The organism is Microbacterium paraoxydans (genome assembly GCF_900105335.1).
Classification (GTDB): domain Bacteria; phylum Actinomycetota; class Actinomycetes; order Actinomycetales; family Microbacteriaceae; genus Microbacterium; species Microbacterium paraoxydans.
This window is the reverse complement of the sequence record NZ_LT629770.1, coordinates 2,473,689-2,488,986: the sequence shown is the minus strand read 5'-3', so window position 1 is coordinate 2,488,986 and position 15,298 is coordinate 2,473,689. Positions and strand designations below refer to the sequence as shown.

Genomic DNA, 15,298 nt, shown 5'->3' with positions numbered 1-15,298 from the left:
CTCTTCTCGTCGGACCGTCAGGCCTTCCAGCACCCCTCGATGTGGTCGTCCACCATGCCCGCCGACTGCATGAGTGCGTACATCGTCGTCGGCCCGACGAAGCGGAAGCCTCGCCGCCGCAGTTCCTTGCTCAACGCGGTCGACTCCGGAGTGACGGCGGGGACGTCGGCGAACTCCCGTGGCCGTGCTCCGGTCGCCGGCGGGGCGAACGACCACATCAGCGCGTCGAGCTCCCCGTCGGCCATCGACTCCACGATCCGGGCGTTGCCGATCGTCGCGAGGATCTTGGCGCGGTTGCGGATGATGCCGGTGTCGGCCATCAGCCGTTCCACGTCCGCCTCGTCGAACGCCGACACCGCCGCGGGCTCGAAGCCGGCGAACACCTCCCGGAACCGCGGGCGCTTGCGCAGGATCGTGATCCACGAGAGTCCCGCCTGGAACCCCTCCAGCGCCATCTTCTCGAACAGCGCACGGTCCCCGTGCAGCGGCGTCCCCCACTCCTCGTCGTGGTACCGCCGGTATTCTGCGTCGTCGCCGACCCACGCGCAGCGCGCACGGGAGTCGGGCCCCAGGAGGAGGGAGGTCATCCCCTCACCGTATCCGCCCCCACCGACGCCCCACCCGTCCCGCGTCCCCTGGTCCCGCGTCCCCGGTGAGAGTTCACTTCCGCCCCTCCCCCCGCCTCCCCAGGCCCGTTTTCCATCCCGCCCCGGCACACACCTCCAACGGGGGATCGAAAAGGGCCCTTCGACACAAATCCGCGGCACCTTTTCGATCCCGCACCCGTACCTCCGACGCGAGATCAAAGCGGACCCTCCGACACGGAACTCCGGCACCTTTCCCATCCCGCACCGACCGCGGAGGCAGCGGACCGCCGTGGCACGGTGCACCCGGTTCCGCGCCCGCCGCTCGTCCTCCGCGCGCGCCCACCCAAGGCCAGCGCGGGATCAGAACCGCACCGACGCGGCCCTCGCCCGGAGACTTTTCCGTCCCGCCCCAGGGGCTCCACGGTCACGGGACGGAAATCGCTCCCAACGCGGGCACCGGAGGTGCGCTTTTGCTCCCGCACCGGACGGGAGCGGGAGCGAGACGGGAGCGGGAGCGGGACGGGAGCGAGACGGAGATCGCGCCTCGCGAGGGTGAAGGGGGTGCGCTTCTGATCCCGTACCGGATAGGACGAGGGACCGGGACGGGAGGGGGGTCAGTCGGCGAAGGTGGCGGCGTCGATGACGAAGCGGTAGCGGACGTCGGACGCGAGGACGCGCTCGTACGCCTCATTGATGGCCGAGGCGGGGATGACCTCGATCTGCGCGGTGATGCCGTGCTCCGCACAGAAGTCGAGCATCTCCTGGGTCTCCCGGATGCCGCCGATGTTCGAGCCGGCGATGGAGCGTCGTCCGGCGATCAGCGACCCCGCGTTCAGGGCGAGGGCCTCCGCCGGAGCACCGACGCACACGATGGTGCCGTCCACGTCGAGCAGCCCGAGGTAGGAGCGGAGGTCGATGACGGCGCTCACGGTGTTGAGGATCACGTCGAAGGAGCCCCGCAGGTCGCGGAAGGTATCGCGGTCGCCCGTCGCGAAGTAGCGGTCGGCGCCCAGGCGGAGGCCGTCGTCCTGCTTCGCGAGCGTCTGCGACAGCACGGTCACCTCCGCGCCGAGGGCGTGCGCGATCTGCACGCCCATGTGACCGAGGCCGCCGAGTCCGACCACCGCGACGCGCGTGCCGGGGCCGACCTTCCAATGCCGCAGCGGCGAGTACGTGGTGATGCCCGCGCACAGCAGGGGAGCCGCCGCGTCCAGGGGCAGAGCGTCCGGGATCCGCAGCACGAAGTCCTCGGTGACGACGACCTGCTGGGAGTAGCCGCCCTGGGTGATCGTGCCGTCGCGGTCGACCGCCCCGTAGGTGCCGACGGCGCCCTGCGTGCAGAACTGCTCGTCGCCGCGGAGGCAGTACACGCACTCCCGGCACGAGTTCACGAGGCAGCCGACGCCGACGCGGTCGCCGAGTGCGTGCTTCGTGACCTCGGACCCCACCGCGGCGACCGTTCCGGTGATCTCGTGTCCCGGGGCGAGCGGGTACTGCTGCGGACCCCAGTCTCCGCGCACGGTGTGGATGTCGGAGTGGCAGATACCGGCGAACGCGATGTCGATGAGGATGTCGTGCGGGCCCAGCTCCCGGCGCTCGATGACGGTCTTCTCGAGCGGGGCGGCTTCGGCGGGGGCGGCGTAGGCGGTGACGGTCGACATGATGCTCCTCGGGTCGGTACTCGCCGAGACTATCCGCCGGCGTCGATGAATCCGCTGTCCGGAGGGCCCGGGCCGTCGGTACGGCCCGGGCCGACCGCTCAGCGCTTCTGCCGCTTGAGGGTCTTCTCCAGGACGGGAGCCTGACCGGTGGCCTCGAGGTCGGCGTAGTACGCACGGGCCTCGTCCTGCCGCTGCTTCTCCGCGCCGCTCGCGATGGGCGCCCGCACGTGCTCGGGCTCGTAGCCGAACGCGTCCACGAGGTCGAGCGCGTACGGACGCAGCCGCGCGCACAGCCGATCGATGTAGCTCGACACCGCCGCCGCCCGCTGGGTGGAGAGCCGCCCGTGGATGAGGTGCCAGGCGAGGTGCTTCTCGATGAGCTGCAGTCCGAAGAGGTCGCGGAGCCAGGTCATGACCTTCTTCGTCTCGGCGTCGTCCATCGCGTGGACGGCGTCGGTGAAGGCCTCCCACTGCAGCAGCTCGCCGTGCGCCCTGGCCGCCTCGATGAGCTCGGCCTGGTTCTCGTTGAACAGCCGCGCCCCGAGCACCTTGTCCTTGCCGGCGGCGCGCAGCCGGGTCGCGATGTCGGCGACCATCTGCTGCACACGCCCTGCGAGGAGGTCGTGCTGCTGCTCCTCGCGCAGTCCGCGCTCCACCGACCGGGCGACCTGACCGAAGTCGGTCACCGCCTGACCGAGCTGACGGAGGCCGGCGCCGTGGAACACCTTGCCGGCGGTCATCCCCACGGCGTAGCGCGCGAGGGCCGCGGCGTCCTTGCCCTGGAACTGCTTCGCGTAGTCGGTCAGCAGCCGCTTGCCGACGAGCTGGAGCAGGACGTTGTTGTCGCCCTCGAACGTGACGTAGATGTCGAGATCGGCGCGGAGCCCGACGAGCCGGTTCTCGAACATGAAGCCGGCGCCGCCGCACGCCTCGCGGGCATCCTGCAGGGTGTCGAGCGCATGCCAGGTCGACAGCGGCTTGAGCGCGGCCGCGAGCGTCTCCAGATCCTCGCGGTCGTCCGGGGTGTCGGAGCGGCCGGAGAAGACCCCGTCGAACTTCTGCAGGAACTCGTCGTGCGCGAAGATCTGCGCGTACGTGGTGGCCAGGCGCGGGAGCAGCCGGCGCTGGTGCTTGCCGTAGTCCATCAGCACGACCTCCTGCCCGTCCGCACCGTCGAACTGGCGACGCTGCGTGGCGTAGGTGATCGCGATGTGGAGGCCGAGCGCGGACGCCCAGGAAGCGGCGCCGTCGAGCGAGACGCGTCCCTGCACGAGGGTGCCGAGCATCGTGAAGAAGCGGCGGCCGGGGCTGTCGATCGCGCTGGAGTAGGTGCCGTCCGGGGCGACGTCGCCGTAGCGGTTCAGCAGGTTCGTGCGCGGGATGCGCACCTGGTCGAAGGAGAGACGGCCGTTGTCGATGCCGTTCAGTCCGCCCTTGAGACCGTCGTCCTCGCGACCGATGCCCGGCAGATCCACGCCGTCCTCGCCGCGCAGGGGCACGTAGAAGCAGTGCACGCCGTGGTTCACGCCGTTGGTGATGAGCTGCGCGAACACGGTCGCCGCGATGCCGTGCAGCGCCGCGTTGCCGAGGTACTCCTTCACAGCTCCCCGGAACGGCGTGTGGATGACGAACTCCTCCGTCTCCGGATCGTAGGTGGCGGTGGTACCGACAGCGGCGACGTCGGAGCCGTGCCCGATCTCGGTCATCGCGAACGCGCCGGGGATCGACAGGTCCATGACACCGGGGAGCCACCTGTCGTGGTGCTCCTTCGTGCCGAGCTGCAGGATCGCGGAGCCGAAGAGCCCCCACTGCACGCCCGACTTGATCTGCAGGCTCGGATCGGCGGCGACGAGCTCCTCGAACCCGGCGATGTTGCCGCCGTTGTTCTCCTCGCCGCCGAAGCGCTTCGGGAACGCCCGGTGCACGGCCTTGTTGTCTACGAGGAGGTGGAGCTGGCTGAGCACGCGCTCGCGGTGGTCGTCCTTGCCGAGCTCGTCCTTCCGCCAGAACGCGGAGTCCTTGATCATCTCGCGGGCCTGGCGGCGCACGTCGCCCCAGGTGCCCATGAGGGCGTCGTTCAGGCGGGCGACATCGATCCGCGGGGCGGTCGCGCTCTCGCGCGGGTCAGGTGTCGTCGAAGGGCGGACGGCGGCGTCGACCATGAGCGTTCCTCTCAGAGAGACGAAGGTGGATGCCTCTCATGGTAGGTGTGCGACAAAACCGCACGAAGTCCCCTGTCCGCATCCTCCAACGCCTGACCGCCCCGTGCGCGCCCGCCCTTGTCGGCTCGCGACAGGTTCCGCGTTCGTAGCCCCGTCGACCCACCCCGTTCCGTGCGTCCCGGCCCCCTGCGAGCGTCCGCAAAGGGGTGGCTCGCGCGGAAGGGGGTGGGCCGGCGCAGGAGGAGTCAGGAGGCAGCGATGACGGCGAGCACGCCGTCGCCATAGGCCTCGCGCTTCTTCGCACCGATGCCGGTGATGCCATCGAGGTCGGCGTGCGACGTGGGCCGATGCTCCGCGAGCGCACGGAGCGTGGCATCGCCGAAGACGATGTACGCCGGGACGCCCTGTTCTCTGGCGGTCTCGGCGCGCCAGGCCCGCAGCGCCTCGAACAGCTCCCGGTCTCCGGCGTCGAGGGCGTCGGCGGCACTCGCCTTCCGGGCGCGGGACGGCGAGGACGGGCGTCCGATCGTGTCTTTCCGGAGCGGCACAGCGGTCTCGCCGCGCAGCACCCCGGCCGCGGCCTCTCCGGGTGCGAGCGTGCCGTAGTCGCCCTGCGCGACGAGGATGCCCCGGGCGAGGAGCTGGCGCACCACGCTCCGCCAGTCCTGGTCGGAGAGGTCGGCGCCGATGCCGTAGGTCGCGAGGGCGTCGTGCCGCTGCTGGCGGATGCGCTCGGTCGAGGCCCCGCGGAGGATGTCGATGAGGTGGCCGGCACCGAAGGCCTGATTCCGCTCCCGCTTGAGCCGCACGATCGTGGACAGCAGCTTCTGTGCGGGGACGAGCCCGTCGAAGGTCGCCGTGTCGTCGAGGCACGTGTCGCAGTTGCCGCAGGGCTGCGACTCCTGACCGAAGTACCCGAGGAGGTTCTGCCGGCGGCACTCCACCGTCTCGCACAGCGCGAGCATCGCATCGAGGTGCTGCCCCATGCGCATCTTGAACGTGCGGTCGCCGGGACTCTGATCGATCAGCCGGCGCTGCTGCACGACGTCGCCGAGCCCGTACGCCATCCACGCCACGGACGGCTCGCCGTCGCGACCGGCGCGGCCGGTCTCCTGGTAGTACCCCTCGACCGACTTCGGCAGATCGATGTGGGCGACGAAGCGCACGTCGGGCTTGTCGATCCCCATGCCGAACGCGATGGTCGCCACCATCACCACGCCGTCTTCACGGAGGAAGCGTGACTGGTTCGCCGCCCGCACCTCGGCGGGCAGACCGGCGTGGTACGGCAGCGCGTCGAGACCCTGCGCGGCGAGATAGGTCGCCGTCTGCTCGACCGACTTGCGGCTGAGCGCGTAGACGATGCCCGCCGCCCCCTCGGGCTGCGACCGGATGAACTGCACGAGCTGCTTGCGGGGATCGACCTTCGGGACGATGCGGTACTGGATGTTGGGGCGGTCGAAGCTCGCCACGAAGTGCTTCGCCGCGTCGAGGTGCAGGCGCTCGGTGAGCTCCTTGTGCGTGGCCCGCGTCGCGGTGGCGGTCAGGGCCATCCGCGGGACGCCGGGGAACCGCTCGCCCAAGTCGCCGAGCGCGAGGTAGTCGGGCCGGAAGTCATGACCCCACTGCGACACGCAGTGGGCCTCGTCGATGGCGATGACACTGAGCGTGCCGCGCTGCAGGAGGGAGGTGGTCTGCGCGCTCGACAGTCGCTCCGGGGCGACGTAGATGAGGTCGAGCTCTCCGGCGACATAGGCGCGCTCGACCTCGCGGCGCTCCTCGATCGACTGGGTGGAGTTGAGGTACGCGGCCTTCACCCCGTTGGCGCGCAACGCATCGACCTGGTCGTGCATGAGCGCGATGAGCGGGCTGATGACCAGTCCGGTGCCCTCCCGCACGAGAGCGGGCACCTGGTACGTGATGCTCTTGCCGCCGCCGGTGGGCATCAGGACGACGGCGTCGCCGCCGCCGATGACCTGCTCGACGATGGCCGCCTGGTCGCCGCGGAAGTCGTCGTAGCCGAACACCGTGTGCAGTGCCTCGCGGGCCGTCGCATACCGGCTGGGCGTGGCGCGGCGGACGGCCGGCGCGGTGGTCACCGCGGTCGTCGGACCCGGACCCCAGTCGAGGGGCGGCTCGAAGCCCGCGCCCTGCGGCTCCCAGTCCATCGGCTCCGGCGGCTCGGTCGGCTCCCACCCGTCGTCCCAGGGCTGGTCGGATGCCGCGTCCGGCTCGGGGATCCATCCGTCGTACGGATCGCGGGGAGTCTGCGGCATCCCTCCAGCGTAATCACCCCGACGGACAGCGGCACGGCGACGTCCACAGGCCCGCACCCTCGATCCCGGGCGTAGGTTGGTTCCAGACGCCGGAAGGAGCATCCGATGACCGACATCACCGTGACCCGCAACGACGAGGCCTCCCGCTACGAGATCCGTTCCGATGACGTGCTGGCCGGGTTCGCCGAGTTCGACACCCGCCCCGGCGTGATCCGGTTCCTGCACACCGAGATCGACCCCGCGTTCCAGGGCCAGGGCCTGGCGGGAAAGCTCGCCGCGGCGGCACTGACCGACGTCGCGTCGACGGGCGACGCGATCGTGCCGCTCTGCCCGTACATCGCGAAGTACCTCAAGACGCGCGAGGTGCCCGGCGCCGAGATCCGCTGGCCGCAGCGCCCGGGCTCGACGGCGGACGCCCCGGTGCAGGAGGAGTCGGCCGGCGCGGATGAGGACCCCACGGGCAGGGCGGAATGATCGGGCAACGCCGCCTCGTCCTCGAGCCCCGGGCGGTGCCGCTCGGGGGCGTGCGCGGCATGGAGGTGCTGCGGGTGCTGCCGCATCGCAACCTCCCCACCATCGGCGCGTGGTGCTTCCTCGACCGGTTCGGCCCGGCCGAGACCCGGATGCGCGTCGAGCCGCACCCGCACATCGGTCTGCAGACGGTGACGTGGCCACTGGTCGGCGAGATCCGGCACCGCGATTCGCTGGGCAGCGACGCCGACCTCCGGCGCGGTCAGCTCAACCTCATGACCGCCGGCAACGGCATCTCGCACTCGGAGTACTCCGTGGGCGAGGGCCCCGTCCCGCTGGACGCGCTGCAGTTCTGGGTCGTTCTCCCCGAGTCCGCGCGCCACGGCGACGGCGGCTTCGAGCGGCACACCGACCTGCCGACGACGACCCTTTCGGCCGCGACCGGATCGGACGCCACGGCCACAGTCGTGCTCGGCGAGTTCGCGGGCGTGCACTCGCCGGCGACCGTGCACACGCCGATCGTCGGGGCGGAGATCGTCGTGCCGGCCGGAACCACGGTGCGCCTGCCGCTGCGGCCCGAGTGGGAGCACGCGCTGCTCCTCGTCGAGGGCGACGCCGCCGTCCCCGAGCACGCGATGACCCGCAACGACATGCTCTACCTCGGCGATTCCCGCGACGGCGTCGAGGTGACCAGCAGCGAGGGCGGGTTGCTGTTCCTGCTCGGGGGTGAGCCGTTCGAGGACGAGATCGTCATGTGGTGGAACTTCGCCGGGCGCTCCCACGACGAGATCGCCGCCGCCCGCGAGGACTGGGAGGCCGCATCCCCCCGGTTCGGCGTCGTCGAGGGGCACGACCAGCGCATCCCCGCGCCGCCACTCCCCCCGGTGCGCCTGATGCCACGCAGCCGCTCCCTCTGACCCCCGCACAGGCACTCCTGCACAGGCACTCCTGCACAGGCACTCCCGCTGATCCAGGCATTCCCGCTGATTCAGGCACTCCCGCTGATTCAGGCACCCAGGACTCTCCCTGCCTGCTCTCACGCCACTGCCTGCCCTCGCGCGCGACCTCGCTGTCGCGCCCGAACAGGCACCCACGCCAGTCCAGGCACTCCCGCCAGAACAGGCACTCCCTCCCTTCCCTGCCTGCTCTCACGCCACTGCCTGCCCTCGCGCGCGACCTCGCTGACGCGCCCGAACCGGCGCCCACGCCAGTTCAGGCACCCACGCGAGTTCAGGCACTCCAACCAGTTCAGGCACCCACGCGAGTTCAGGCACCCACGCGAGCTCAGGCACCCACGCGAGCTCAGGCACTCCTGGGTCTCCCTGCCTGTTCTCGCGCCAGGGCCTGCCAACGCGCTGGAGTCCCCTGACTCGACCGCACCGACCCTCCCCGCTCTTCAGGCACTCGCGCCGGCTCAGGCTCGATGGGCTTTCACCGGCCTGAACCCGCGCGATCGCCTGTTCCAGGAGGCAGAGTCCGGGAGGCAGAAGCAGACTCAGGCGCGGTCGGGGGTGTGCACGCGGGCGAGGAAGCGGTCCGTGCGGGGCGAGGGTCCTCGAGGGTCGAGCAGCGACACGGCGACGGTGACCCCGGTCGCCAGCGGGATCGTCCAGGCGGCGGGCTGCGCGAGGTAGGGCGCCGCGACGCCGACCCCGTCCACCGCGGCGTGCACGAGCAGGGCGAGCCCGGTCGCGACGCCGCCGCACACCATGCCCGCGACCGCCCCGCGCGCGGTGAGGCCGCGCCACCACACGCCCAGCAGCACCACGGGCGAGAGCGTCGACGCCGCCACGACGAACACCACCCCCACGCTCGACACGAGTCCCGCGGGAACCGTGAGCAGCGCGATCCCCAGCGGCACGAGCGCGCACAGCACTGCGGACAGCCGGAAGGAGCGCACGGAGCCGGAGAAGACGTCCTGGCTGATGACCCCCGCGAGCGAGACCACGAGCCCGGCCGAGGTCGCCAGGAACGCGGCGAAGGCTCCGGCGACGATGAGCGCCGTCAGCAGCTCACCCGCGAGTCCAGGGAACACCCGCGACGGGAGCTGCAGCACCACGGTGTCGGCGACCCCCGGCCGTGCGAGGTCGGGGGCGGCGATCCGCGCCAGGAGCCCCATCGCGCTCGACACGGCGTAGAACGCGCTCACCATGGCGATGACGATCACGGTGGTCCGCCGCGCGGAGGCTCCGGTCGGGCTCGTGTAGAACCGCACCAGGACGTGCGGCAGACCCATCGTGCCGAGGAGCAGGGCGAGCAGCAGCGACGCGGTCTCGTAGGCGTCGAAGCCGGACGGCCCGGCCTCAGCGGGGAAGACGAGCGCGGGATCGAAGTCGTGCGGCCCGCCGCTCAGGGCGAAAGCGATGCACACCACCGGCACGAGGAGCGCCGTGAGCTTGAGCCAGTACTGGAAGGCCTGCACGAAGGTGATCGCGCGCATGCCGCCCGCGGCGACCGCCGCCGCCACGAGCACCGCGATCGTCACGGCCCCGACCCACTCCGGCAGCCCGGCCACCACGACGAGAGTGATGCCCGCGCCGTGCAGTTGCGGCACGATGTAGAGCCAGCCGATGATGAGGACCGCGAGGCTGGTGACACGGCGCGCGGCGGTCGAGTCGAGCCGGGCCTCGACGAAATCGGGGATCGTGTACGCCCCGCTGCGGCGCAGGGGCGCGGCCACGAAGACGAGCACGAGCAGGTACCCCGCGGCGTACCCGATGGGGAACCAGAAGCCGCGGGCGCCGTCCAGCAGCACCAGCCCGGAGAGGCCGAGGAAGGTGCCGGCCGAGAGGTACTCGCCGCTGATGGCCGAGGCGTTCCAGACCGGACGCACCGTCCGCGAGGCCACGAAGAAGTCGCTCGTCGTGCGCGAGACCCGCAGCCCGTACACGCCGATGAGGAGGGTGGCGATCACGACCAGGGCGACCCCGACGAGGTCGAGCACGGCGTTCACTCGCGGTCCCGCAGGGCGCGGTACCGCCGCTCGTTGCGGACCGCCGTGCGCACGTACAGCACCGCGAAGACGAGGATCACCGGGTAGAACGCGAAGGCCTGGAGGAGCCACGACAGCGGCAGCCCGCCGAGGACGACGGCGTCGATCTCGGGGATGAGCGCGATCCCGAGTGCCAGGGCGACGACGACCACCACGAAGCCGGCGACGGTGCCGAGGGCGAGCCGGAGCTGGCTGCGCATCAGGGCACGGGCGTAGACGGCATCGGCCTCCGCGACCGGGGCACCGGGCAGCGCGATCCCCCGGGTGGAGGCGGAGGAGCGGCGCGGCGGGGTGTCCGCCGTGACGCGCACCCGCTTCGGCGCCTCGGTCATCCGGCCCCCTCTCCGCGCACGAGGGCCTCCCGCACCGCCGCGACGAGCCTTCTGCTCACCGGCAGCACGGCCGTGCCGACGACCACGACGGGTTCCCCGCCCGACAGCCGCGCCTCGGTCACCGCGGCGATCCGGACGAGGGTGGAACGGTGGATGCGGAGGAATCCGGCCGGCGCCCACCGCGTCTCGAGCTCGGAGAGCGGAATGCGCACGAGATGGCCGGGCCCGTCGTCCTCGGTGTGCAGGCGCGCGTAGTCGCCCTGTGCCTGCACCCAGCGCACGTCGCTGCGCCGCACGAACCGCACGGACGCGCCCACGGTCACGGGCAGCACCTCGTCCTCGCCGCGCGGTGCGGCCTCCTGCTCGATCACCCGGTCCACGGCGTTTCGGAGCCGTTCCCGCCGGACCGGCTTGAGGAGGTAGTCCGCGGCGCGCAGTTCGAAAGCCTCGACCGCGCGGGCCTCGTCGGCGGTGACGAACACGACCGCGGGCGGTTCCGCGAGGCCGAGGAGCGCGCGGGCGAGCTCGGTGCCGAGCAAGCCGGGCATGTGGATGTCGAGGAAGGCGATCCGCACCGCACGCGCGGAGAGCTGACGCAGCGCGTCGGCGCCGTTACTCGCGGTGAGGATCTCGCCGATGCGCGGGTCGGCGCGCAGCAGGTGCACGAGCTCGTCGAGGGCCGGCTGCTCGTCGTCGGCGACGAGGACGTCGATCATGCCGCTCCTCAGTCGTCGTCCGGGTCGTGGAGGGGCTGCGATTTCGGGACTCGCATGCGCACCAGGGTACCCGCGCCGGCGTTGGTCTCGACGACCAGACCACCCCCGCTGCCGTAGACCTGGCGAAGCCGGGTGTCGACGTTCCGCAGGCCCACGTGACCGCCGTCCTCACGCGCCGTGAGCAGCGCGCGCAGACCCGCCGGGTCCATGCCGACGCCGTCGTCCTCGACGAGGATCTCGGTGTGCGTGCCGTCGTCGCGGGAGGTGATGCGGATCTCGCCCCCGCCCTCTCCCGGCTCCAGGCCGTGCCGCACGGCGTTCTCCACGAGCGGCTGCACCGAGAGGAAGGGGATGACCGTCGCGAGCGTCTCGGGCGCGATCTGCAGCGTCACCCGCAGGCGTTCGCCGAACCGCGCCCGCTCCAGTTCGAGGTACGAGTGGATGCTGCCCAGCTCCTCCGCGAGCGTCGTGAACTCTCCGTGCCGGCGGAAGGAGTAGCGCGTGAAGTCGGCGAACTCGAGCACGAGGTCGCGGGCCCGGTCGGGGTCGGTCGTGATGAACGAGGCGATCGCGGTGAGCGCGTTGTAGATGAAGTGCGGGGAGATCTGCGCACGCAGAGCCCGGAGCTCCGCCTCGGCGAGCTGGGTGCGGGAGGCCTCGAGTCCGCCGAGTTCGACCTGCGCCGCACACCAGTCGGCCACCTCCTCCGCCGCCCGCACGAGGGCGGCCCGCACCGGCGACGCGAAGGCGACGACCACCCCGACCGGCACCCCGTCGACGAGGATGGGCGCGCCGACCGCCTCCAGGTCGTCCGTCCGCGAGGGCGCGGGGAAGACCTGCCGCCGCCCGGACGCGCGCACCTGGGCGGCGATGCGCACGGCGGCGGATTCGAGCCCGTCCGCGGCGCCGTCGAGGGTGACCGTGTCGTCCTCGCCGACGATGGCGACCGCGGCGCTGCCCAGCAGAGTCCGCAGGTGCCGGGCGGCCTTGACCGCATCCGGGCCGGCCAGTCCGCCGCGGAGGTGCGGGGCGGCGAGGCTCGCCTGGTGCAGCGCCCGCAGCGCCCCCTGCTCCGCCTCGCTGCCGAGGTCGGCCGAGCCGCGCGCGAACCGCCGGGCGAGCAGCAGCAGCGCCGTGAGGGCGATGCCGCCGAGCGCGCCGAGGATCGCGGCGAGGACGACGTCGTTCATGCGCTCAGCCTAGGGACGCGCCGGCAGGCTCAGCGACCCGCGCTTCGACAGGCTCAGCGACCCACCCTGGCGCTTCGACAGGCTCAGCGACCCTCGCTTCGACAGGCTCAGCGACCCACCCTGGCGCTTCGACAGGCTCAGCGAACCGCGCTTCGACAGGCTCAGCGACCCACCCTGGGTCCCTGAGCCTGTCGAAGGGCCCTGAGCCTGTCGAAGGGTCAGCAGCAGCGGGCACCGGGATTGCGGTCCTGGTCGTCCATCCGCTGACGCCAGAACTGCCGCTCCGTCAGCGGCTCCTCGTCCGGATGATGCCGCCGGTGATGGGTGACGTACGTGGCGTACGCGGTGTCGCCCATCAGCGTCGTCATGTACCAGCGGATGCCGCGGCCGACCCGGCCGAGGGCGCTCCACAGCGCCCGCAGCGGGGAGGTCGCGGCATCCGTCCGATCCACCGTGGAGGTCATCTCAGTGCCGTGCCGCCGCGCGCTCTTCGGCGAGGATCGGCTCCCACTGCTTCTCCAGCTCGCGCTCCTCCGCGTCGGGGAGGAACCCGGCCGGGGCGAAGCGGCGCGACGGGACGGGCGGGTCCTCGGTGTTCTCACCGCCGCCGTTGCGGATCGCCTTCACGGTCGCGATGACCGCCATGACGATGACGATGATCGCGAGCACCACGAAGATGATCGACAACGTGCCCTGCACCGCGGTGTTGCGGATGACCGCCTGCAGCACCTCCGGCGCGCCGAGCGTGGTGTCGCCCGAGTTCAGCGCCTCCAGGTAGCGGAAGTGGTTCGCCCAGTATCCGATCGCCGGCACCGGCGAGAAGATCTTGTAGAGCGACGCCGTGATGGTGACGACCGCGGTGAAGGCGAGCGGCAGCGCGATGATCCACAGCCACCGGAAGTAGCTGCGACCACGCTTGGCGACGATGGCCAGCACCACGGCGAGCGCGATCGCCGCGAGCAGCTGGTTCGCGATGCCGAACAGCGGGAAGAACGTGTTGATGCCGCCGAGCGGGTCGGTGACGCCGAGGATGAGAATCGCTCCCCAGCCGGCCACCATGATCGCGGTGCAGATCCACACCCCGGGACGCCAGGAGACGTCGCGGAACTTCGGGAACCAGGCGCCGATCGAGTCCTGCAGCATGAAGCGGGCGACCCGGGTTCCGGCGTCCACCGCCGTGAGGATGAACAGAGCCTCGAACATGATCGCGAAGTGGTACCAGAACGCCATGAGCGCCTGTCCGCCGAGGGCCTGCTGCATGATGTGCGCGAGGCCGAGCGCGAGCGTCGGAGCACCACCGGTGCGCGAGACGATCGACTCCTCGCCGACCGCCGCCGCCGTGCCCGTGAGCATGTCGGGGGTGAGGTTCACCCCGGTCAGCCCGAGCGAGTTCACGAAGGCGACCGCTCCCTCCACGGTGCCCCCGGTCGCGGCGGCCGGGGCGTTCATGGCGAAGTAGATGCCCTGGTCGATCGAGATCGCGGCGACGAGGGCCATGATCGCGACGAACGACTCCATGAGCATGCCGCCGTAGCCGATGAACCGGGTCTGCCGCTCCTTCTCGACGAGCTTCGGTGTGGTGCCCGACGCGATCAGCGCATGGAATCCGGACAACGCGCCGCACGCGATCGTCACGAACAGGAAGGGGAACAGGGGCCCGGCGAACACCGGACCCATGCCGTTCTCACCGAAGATGCTGACCGCGGGGACCGAGATCTCCGGACGCACGAGGACGATTGCCCCGGCGAGCATCACGATGACGCCGATCTTCATGAAGGTGGAGAGGTAGTCACGCGGCGCGAGCAGAAGCCACACCGGCAGCACCGCGGCGATGAAGCCGTAGATGATGATGCCCCACGCGATCGTGGTGCGGTCGAGGTGGAAGAGCGCCTGACCCCACTCGGTGCCGGCGACCCAGCCGCCGCCGATGATCGCGGCCATGAGCAGCACGAAGCCGATGATCGAGACCTCGGTCACCTTGCCGGGACGCAGGTAGCGCAGGTACACGCCCATGAAGAGGGCGATCGGGATGGTCATCGCGACGGAGAAGACGCCCCACGGGCTCTCCCCGAGGGCGTTCACGACGACGAGCGCGAGGATCGCGACGATGATGAGCATGATGAGCAGCGAGGCGATGATCGCCGCGGTGCCGCCGATCTTGCCGAGCTCCTGGCGCGCCATCTGGCCGATGGTCCTGCCGCCGCGCCGCATCGAGAAGAAGAGCACCGTGTAGTCCTGCACGGCTCCCGCGAGCACGACGCCCACGATGATCCAGATGGTGCCGGGGAGGTAGCCCATCTGCGCCGCGAGCACGGGGCCGACGAGCGGTCCGGCGCCGGCGATGGCGGCGAAGTGGTGACCGTAGAGCACCCGGCGGTCGGTGGGGACGTAGTCCTTGCCGTCCTGCTTCACCTCGGCGGGCGTGGCGCGGCGGTCGTCGGGGCGGGTGATGTACCGCTCGATGACCTTGGAGTAGAAGCGGTAGCCGATCAGGTAGGTGCAGACGGCGGCGAACACGAACCAGATCGCGTTCACGGTCTCCCCGCGCACGATGGCGAGCATCACCCAGGCGACGCCGCCGAGGAGGGCGATGGCGGTCCACAGCAGGATCTTCGGCAGGGTCCAGCGGCGGCTCTTCGCCTCGTGCTCCGCGGAGAGGGCGACGGGTGGGAGGTTCGGGTCGGTCTCGATGACGGGGTCGTCGTCGACGAGCCCGGCGCCGTCGCGGCGGCGCGACGAAGGTGCGGTCATGGGGTTCTCCTCTGGGGGCGCATCATTGCGTCTCCCCACGGTAGGGAGGGCGTCCCGCTGTCGCTTCCGGATCCGGGGACGCTGCGACGAGCGGCGGCGGCCGTGCGACGAACGGATGCCCAAATGCGACGGCACGGCCGCACGAGGGATTCCTCGTGCGGCC

12 protein-coding genes are annotated in these 15,298 nt (G+C 71.3%); 2 read left to right on the top strand and 10 right to left on the bottom strand.

Annotated elements, in window-relative coordinates:
• Positions 1-17 precede the first annotated feature (17 nt).
• From BLU02_RS12235 to recQ, 4 genes are all read right to left on the bottom strand, one after another.
• Positions 18-587, bottom strand: coding sequence for a DNA-3-methyladenine glycosylase I (locus tag BLU02_RS12235; protein WP_060922374.1), 570 nt, complete (start codon positions 585-587; stop codon positions 18-20).
• Between the two features lie 614 nt (positions 588-1,201).
• Positions 1,202-2,248 (bottom strand): NAD(P)-dependent alcohol dehydrogenase, encoded by a 1,047-nt coding sequence (locus BLU02_RS12230; RefSeq protein ID WP_060922375.1) that lies wholly within the window; start codon positions 2,246-2,248, stop codon positions 1,202-1,204.
• Between the two features lie 98 nt (positions 2,249-2,346).
• Entirely contained in the window at positions 2,347-4,410 is a 2,064-nt protein-coding gene (locus BLU02_RS12225) for an acyl-CoA dehydrogenase family protein (RefSeq protein ID WP_060922376.1), read from the bottom strand.
• A 245-nt stretch (positions 4,411-4,655) separates the two neighbouring features.
• Complete coding sequence (recQ, locus tag BLU02_RS12220) at positions 4,656-6,683, bottom strand: DNA helicase RecQ (protein WP_060922377.1); 2,028 nt, start codon at positions 6,681-6,683, stop codon at positions 4,656-4,658.
• 105 nt (positions 6,684-6,788) lie between these two features.
• On the opposite strand from recQ, the gene BLU02_RS12215 reads away from it, so the two are divergent.
• Both BLU02_RS12215 and BLU02_RS12210 read left to right on the top strand, forming a co-directional pair.
• Entirely contained in the window at positions 6,789-7,157 is a 369-nt protein-coding gene (locus BLU02_RS12215; protein WP_060922378.1) for a GNAT family N-acetyltransferase, read from the top strand.
• On the top strand, positions 7,154-8,071 hold the full coding sequence (locus BLU02_RS12210) for a pirin family protein (RefSeq protein ID WP_060922379.1): 918 nt from the start codon (positions 7,154-7,156) through the stop codon (positions 8,069-8,071). Before BLU02_RS12215 ends, BLU02_RS12210 begins: the two co-directional genes overlap by 4 nt.
• Before the next feature lie 578 nt (positions 8,072-8,649).
• On the opposite strand, the gene BLU02_RS12205 is transcribed toward BLU02_RS12210, so the two are convergent.
• The 6 genes from BLU02_RS12205 to BLU02_RS12175 form a co-directional block, all read right to left on the bottom strand.
• A complete protein-coding gene (locus BLU02_RS12205; RefSeq protein ID WP_083370997.1) occupies positions 8,650-10,107 on the bottom strand; it encodes a sodium/solute symporter in 1,458 nt (485 codons plus the stop codon).
• Complete coding sequence (locus tag BLU02_RS12200; protein ID WP_060923612.1) at positions 10,104-10,478, bottom strand: hypothetical protein; 375 nt, start codon at positions 10,476-10,478, stop codon at positions 10,104-10,106. The genes BLU02_RS12205 and BLU02_RS12200 overlap by 4 nt, the downstream gene beginning before the upstream one ends.
• Entirely contained in the window at positions 10,475-11,194 is a 720-nt protein-coding gene (locus BLU02_RS12195; protein ID WP_060923613.1) for a LytR/AlgR family response regulator transcription factor, read from the bottom strand. The genes BLU02_RS12200 and BLU02_RS12195 overlap by 4 nt, the downstream gene beginning before the upstream one ends.
• An 8-nt stretch (positions 11,195-11,202) precedes the next feature.
• Positions 11,203-12,384 carry a sensor histidine kinase gene (locus tag BLU02_RS12190; protein ID WP_083370996.1) on the bottom strand — a complete coding sequence of 394 codons (1,182 nt, stop codon included), beginning with the start codon at positions 12,382-12,384 and terminating at the stop codon, positions 11,203-11,205.
• 218 nt (positions 12,385-12,602) lie between these two features.
• Entirely contained in the window at positions 12,603-12,848 is a 246-nt protein-coding gene (locus tag BLU02_RS12180; RefSeq protein WP_082750140.1) for a YbdD/YjiX family protein, read from the bottom strand.
• 1 nt (position 12,849) lies between these two features.
• Positions 12,850-15,135 (bottom strand): carbon starvation CstA family protein, encoded by a 2,286-nt coding sequence (locus BLU02_RS12175; RefSeq protein WP_060923062.1) that lies wholly within the window; start codon positions 15,133-15,135, stop codon positions 12,850-12,852.
• Positions 15,136-15,298 lie beyond the last annotated feature (163 nt).

Excerpts from the sequence above, each read along its gene's own strand:
- BLU02_RS12190 (WP_083370996.1), bottom strand. The coding sequence starts at position 12,384 with ATGAACGACGTCGTCCTCGCCGCGATCCTCGGCGCGCTCGGCGGCATC.
- BLU02_RS12210 (WP_060922379.1), top strand. The coding sequence starts at position 7,154 with ATGATCGGGCAACGCCGCCTCGTCCTCGAGCCCCGGGCGGTGCCGCTC.
- BLU02_RS12195 (WP_060923613.1), bottom strand. The coding sequence starts at position 11,194 with ATGATCGACGTCCTCGTCGCCGACGACGAGCAGCCGGCCCTCGACGAG.
- BLU02_RS12175 (WP_060923062.1), bottom strand. The coding sequence starts at position 15,135 with ATGACCGCACCTTCGTCGCGCCGCCGCGACGGCGCCGGGCTCGTCGAC.
- BLU02_RS12215 (WP_060922378.1), top strand. The coding sequence starts at position 6,789 with ATGACCGACATCACCGTGACCCGCAACGACGAGGCCTCCCGCTACGAG.
- BLU02_RS12180 (WP_082750140.1), bottom strand. The coding sequence starts at position 12,848 with ATGACCTCCACGGTGGATCGGACGGATGCCGCGACCTCCCCGCTGCGG.
- BLU02_RS12235 (WP_060922374.1), bottom strand. The coding sequence starts at position 587 with ATGACCTCCCTCCTCCTGGGGCCCGACTCCCGTGCGCGCTGCGCGTGG.
- BLU02_RS12230 (WP_060922375.1), bottom strand. The coding sequence starts at position 2,248 with ATGTCGACCGTCACCGCCTACGCCGCCCCCGCCGAAGCCGCCCCGCTC.
- recQ (WP_060922377.1), bottom strand. The coding sequence starts at position 6,683 with ATGCCGCAGACTCCCCGCGATCCGTACGACGGATGGATCCCCGAGCCG.
- BLU02_RS12200 (WP_060923612.1), bottom strand. The coding sequence starts at position 10,478 with ATGACCGAGGCGCCGAAGCGGGTGCGCGTCACGGCGGACACCCCGCCG.
- BLU02_RS12225 (WP_060922376.1), bottom strand. The coding sequence starts at position 4,410 with ATGGTCGACGCCGCCGTCCGCCCTTCGACGACACCTGACCCGCGCGAG.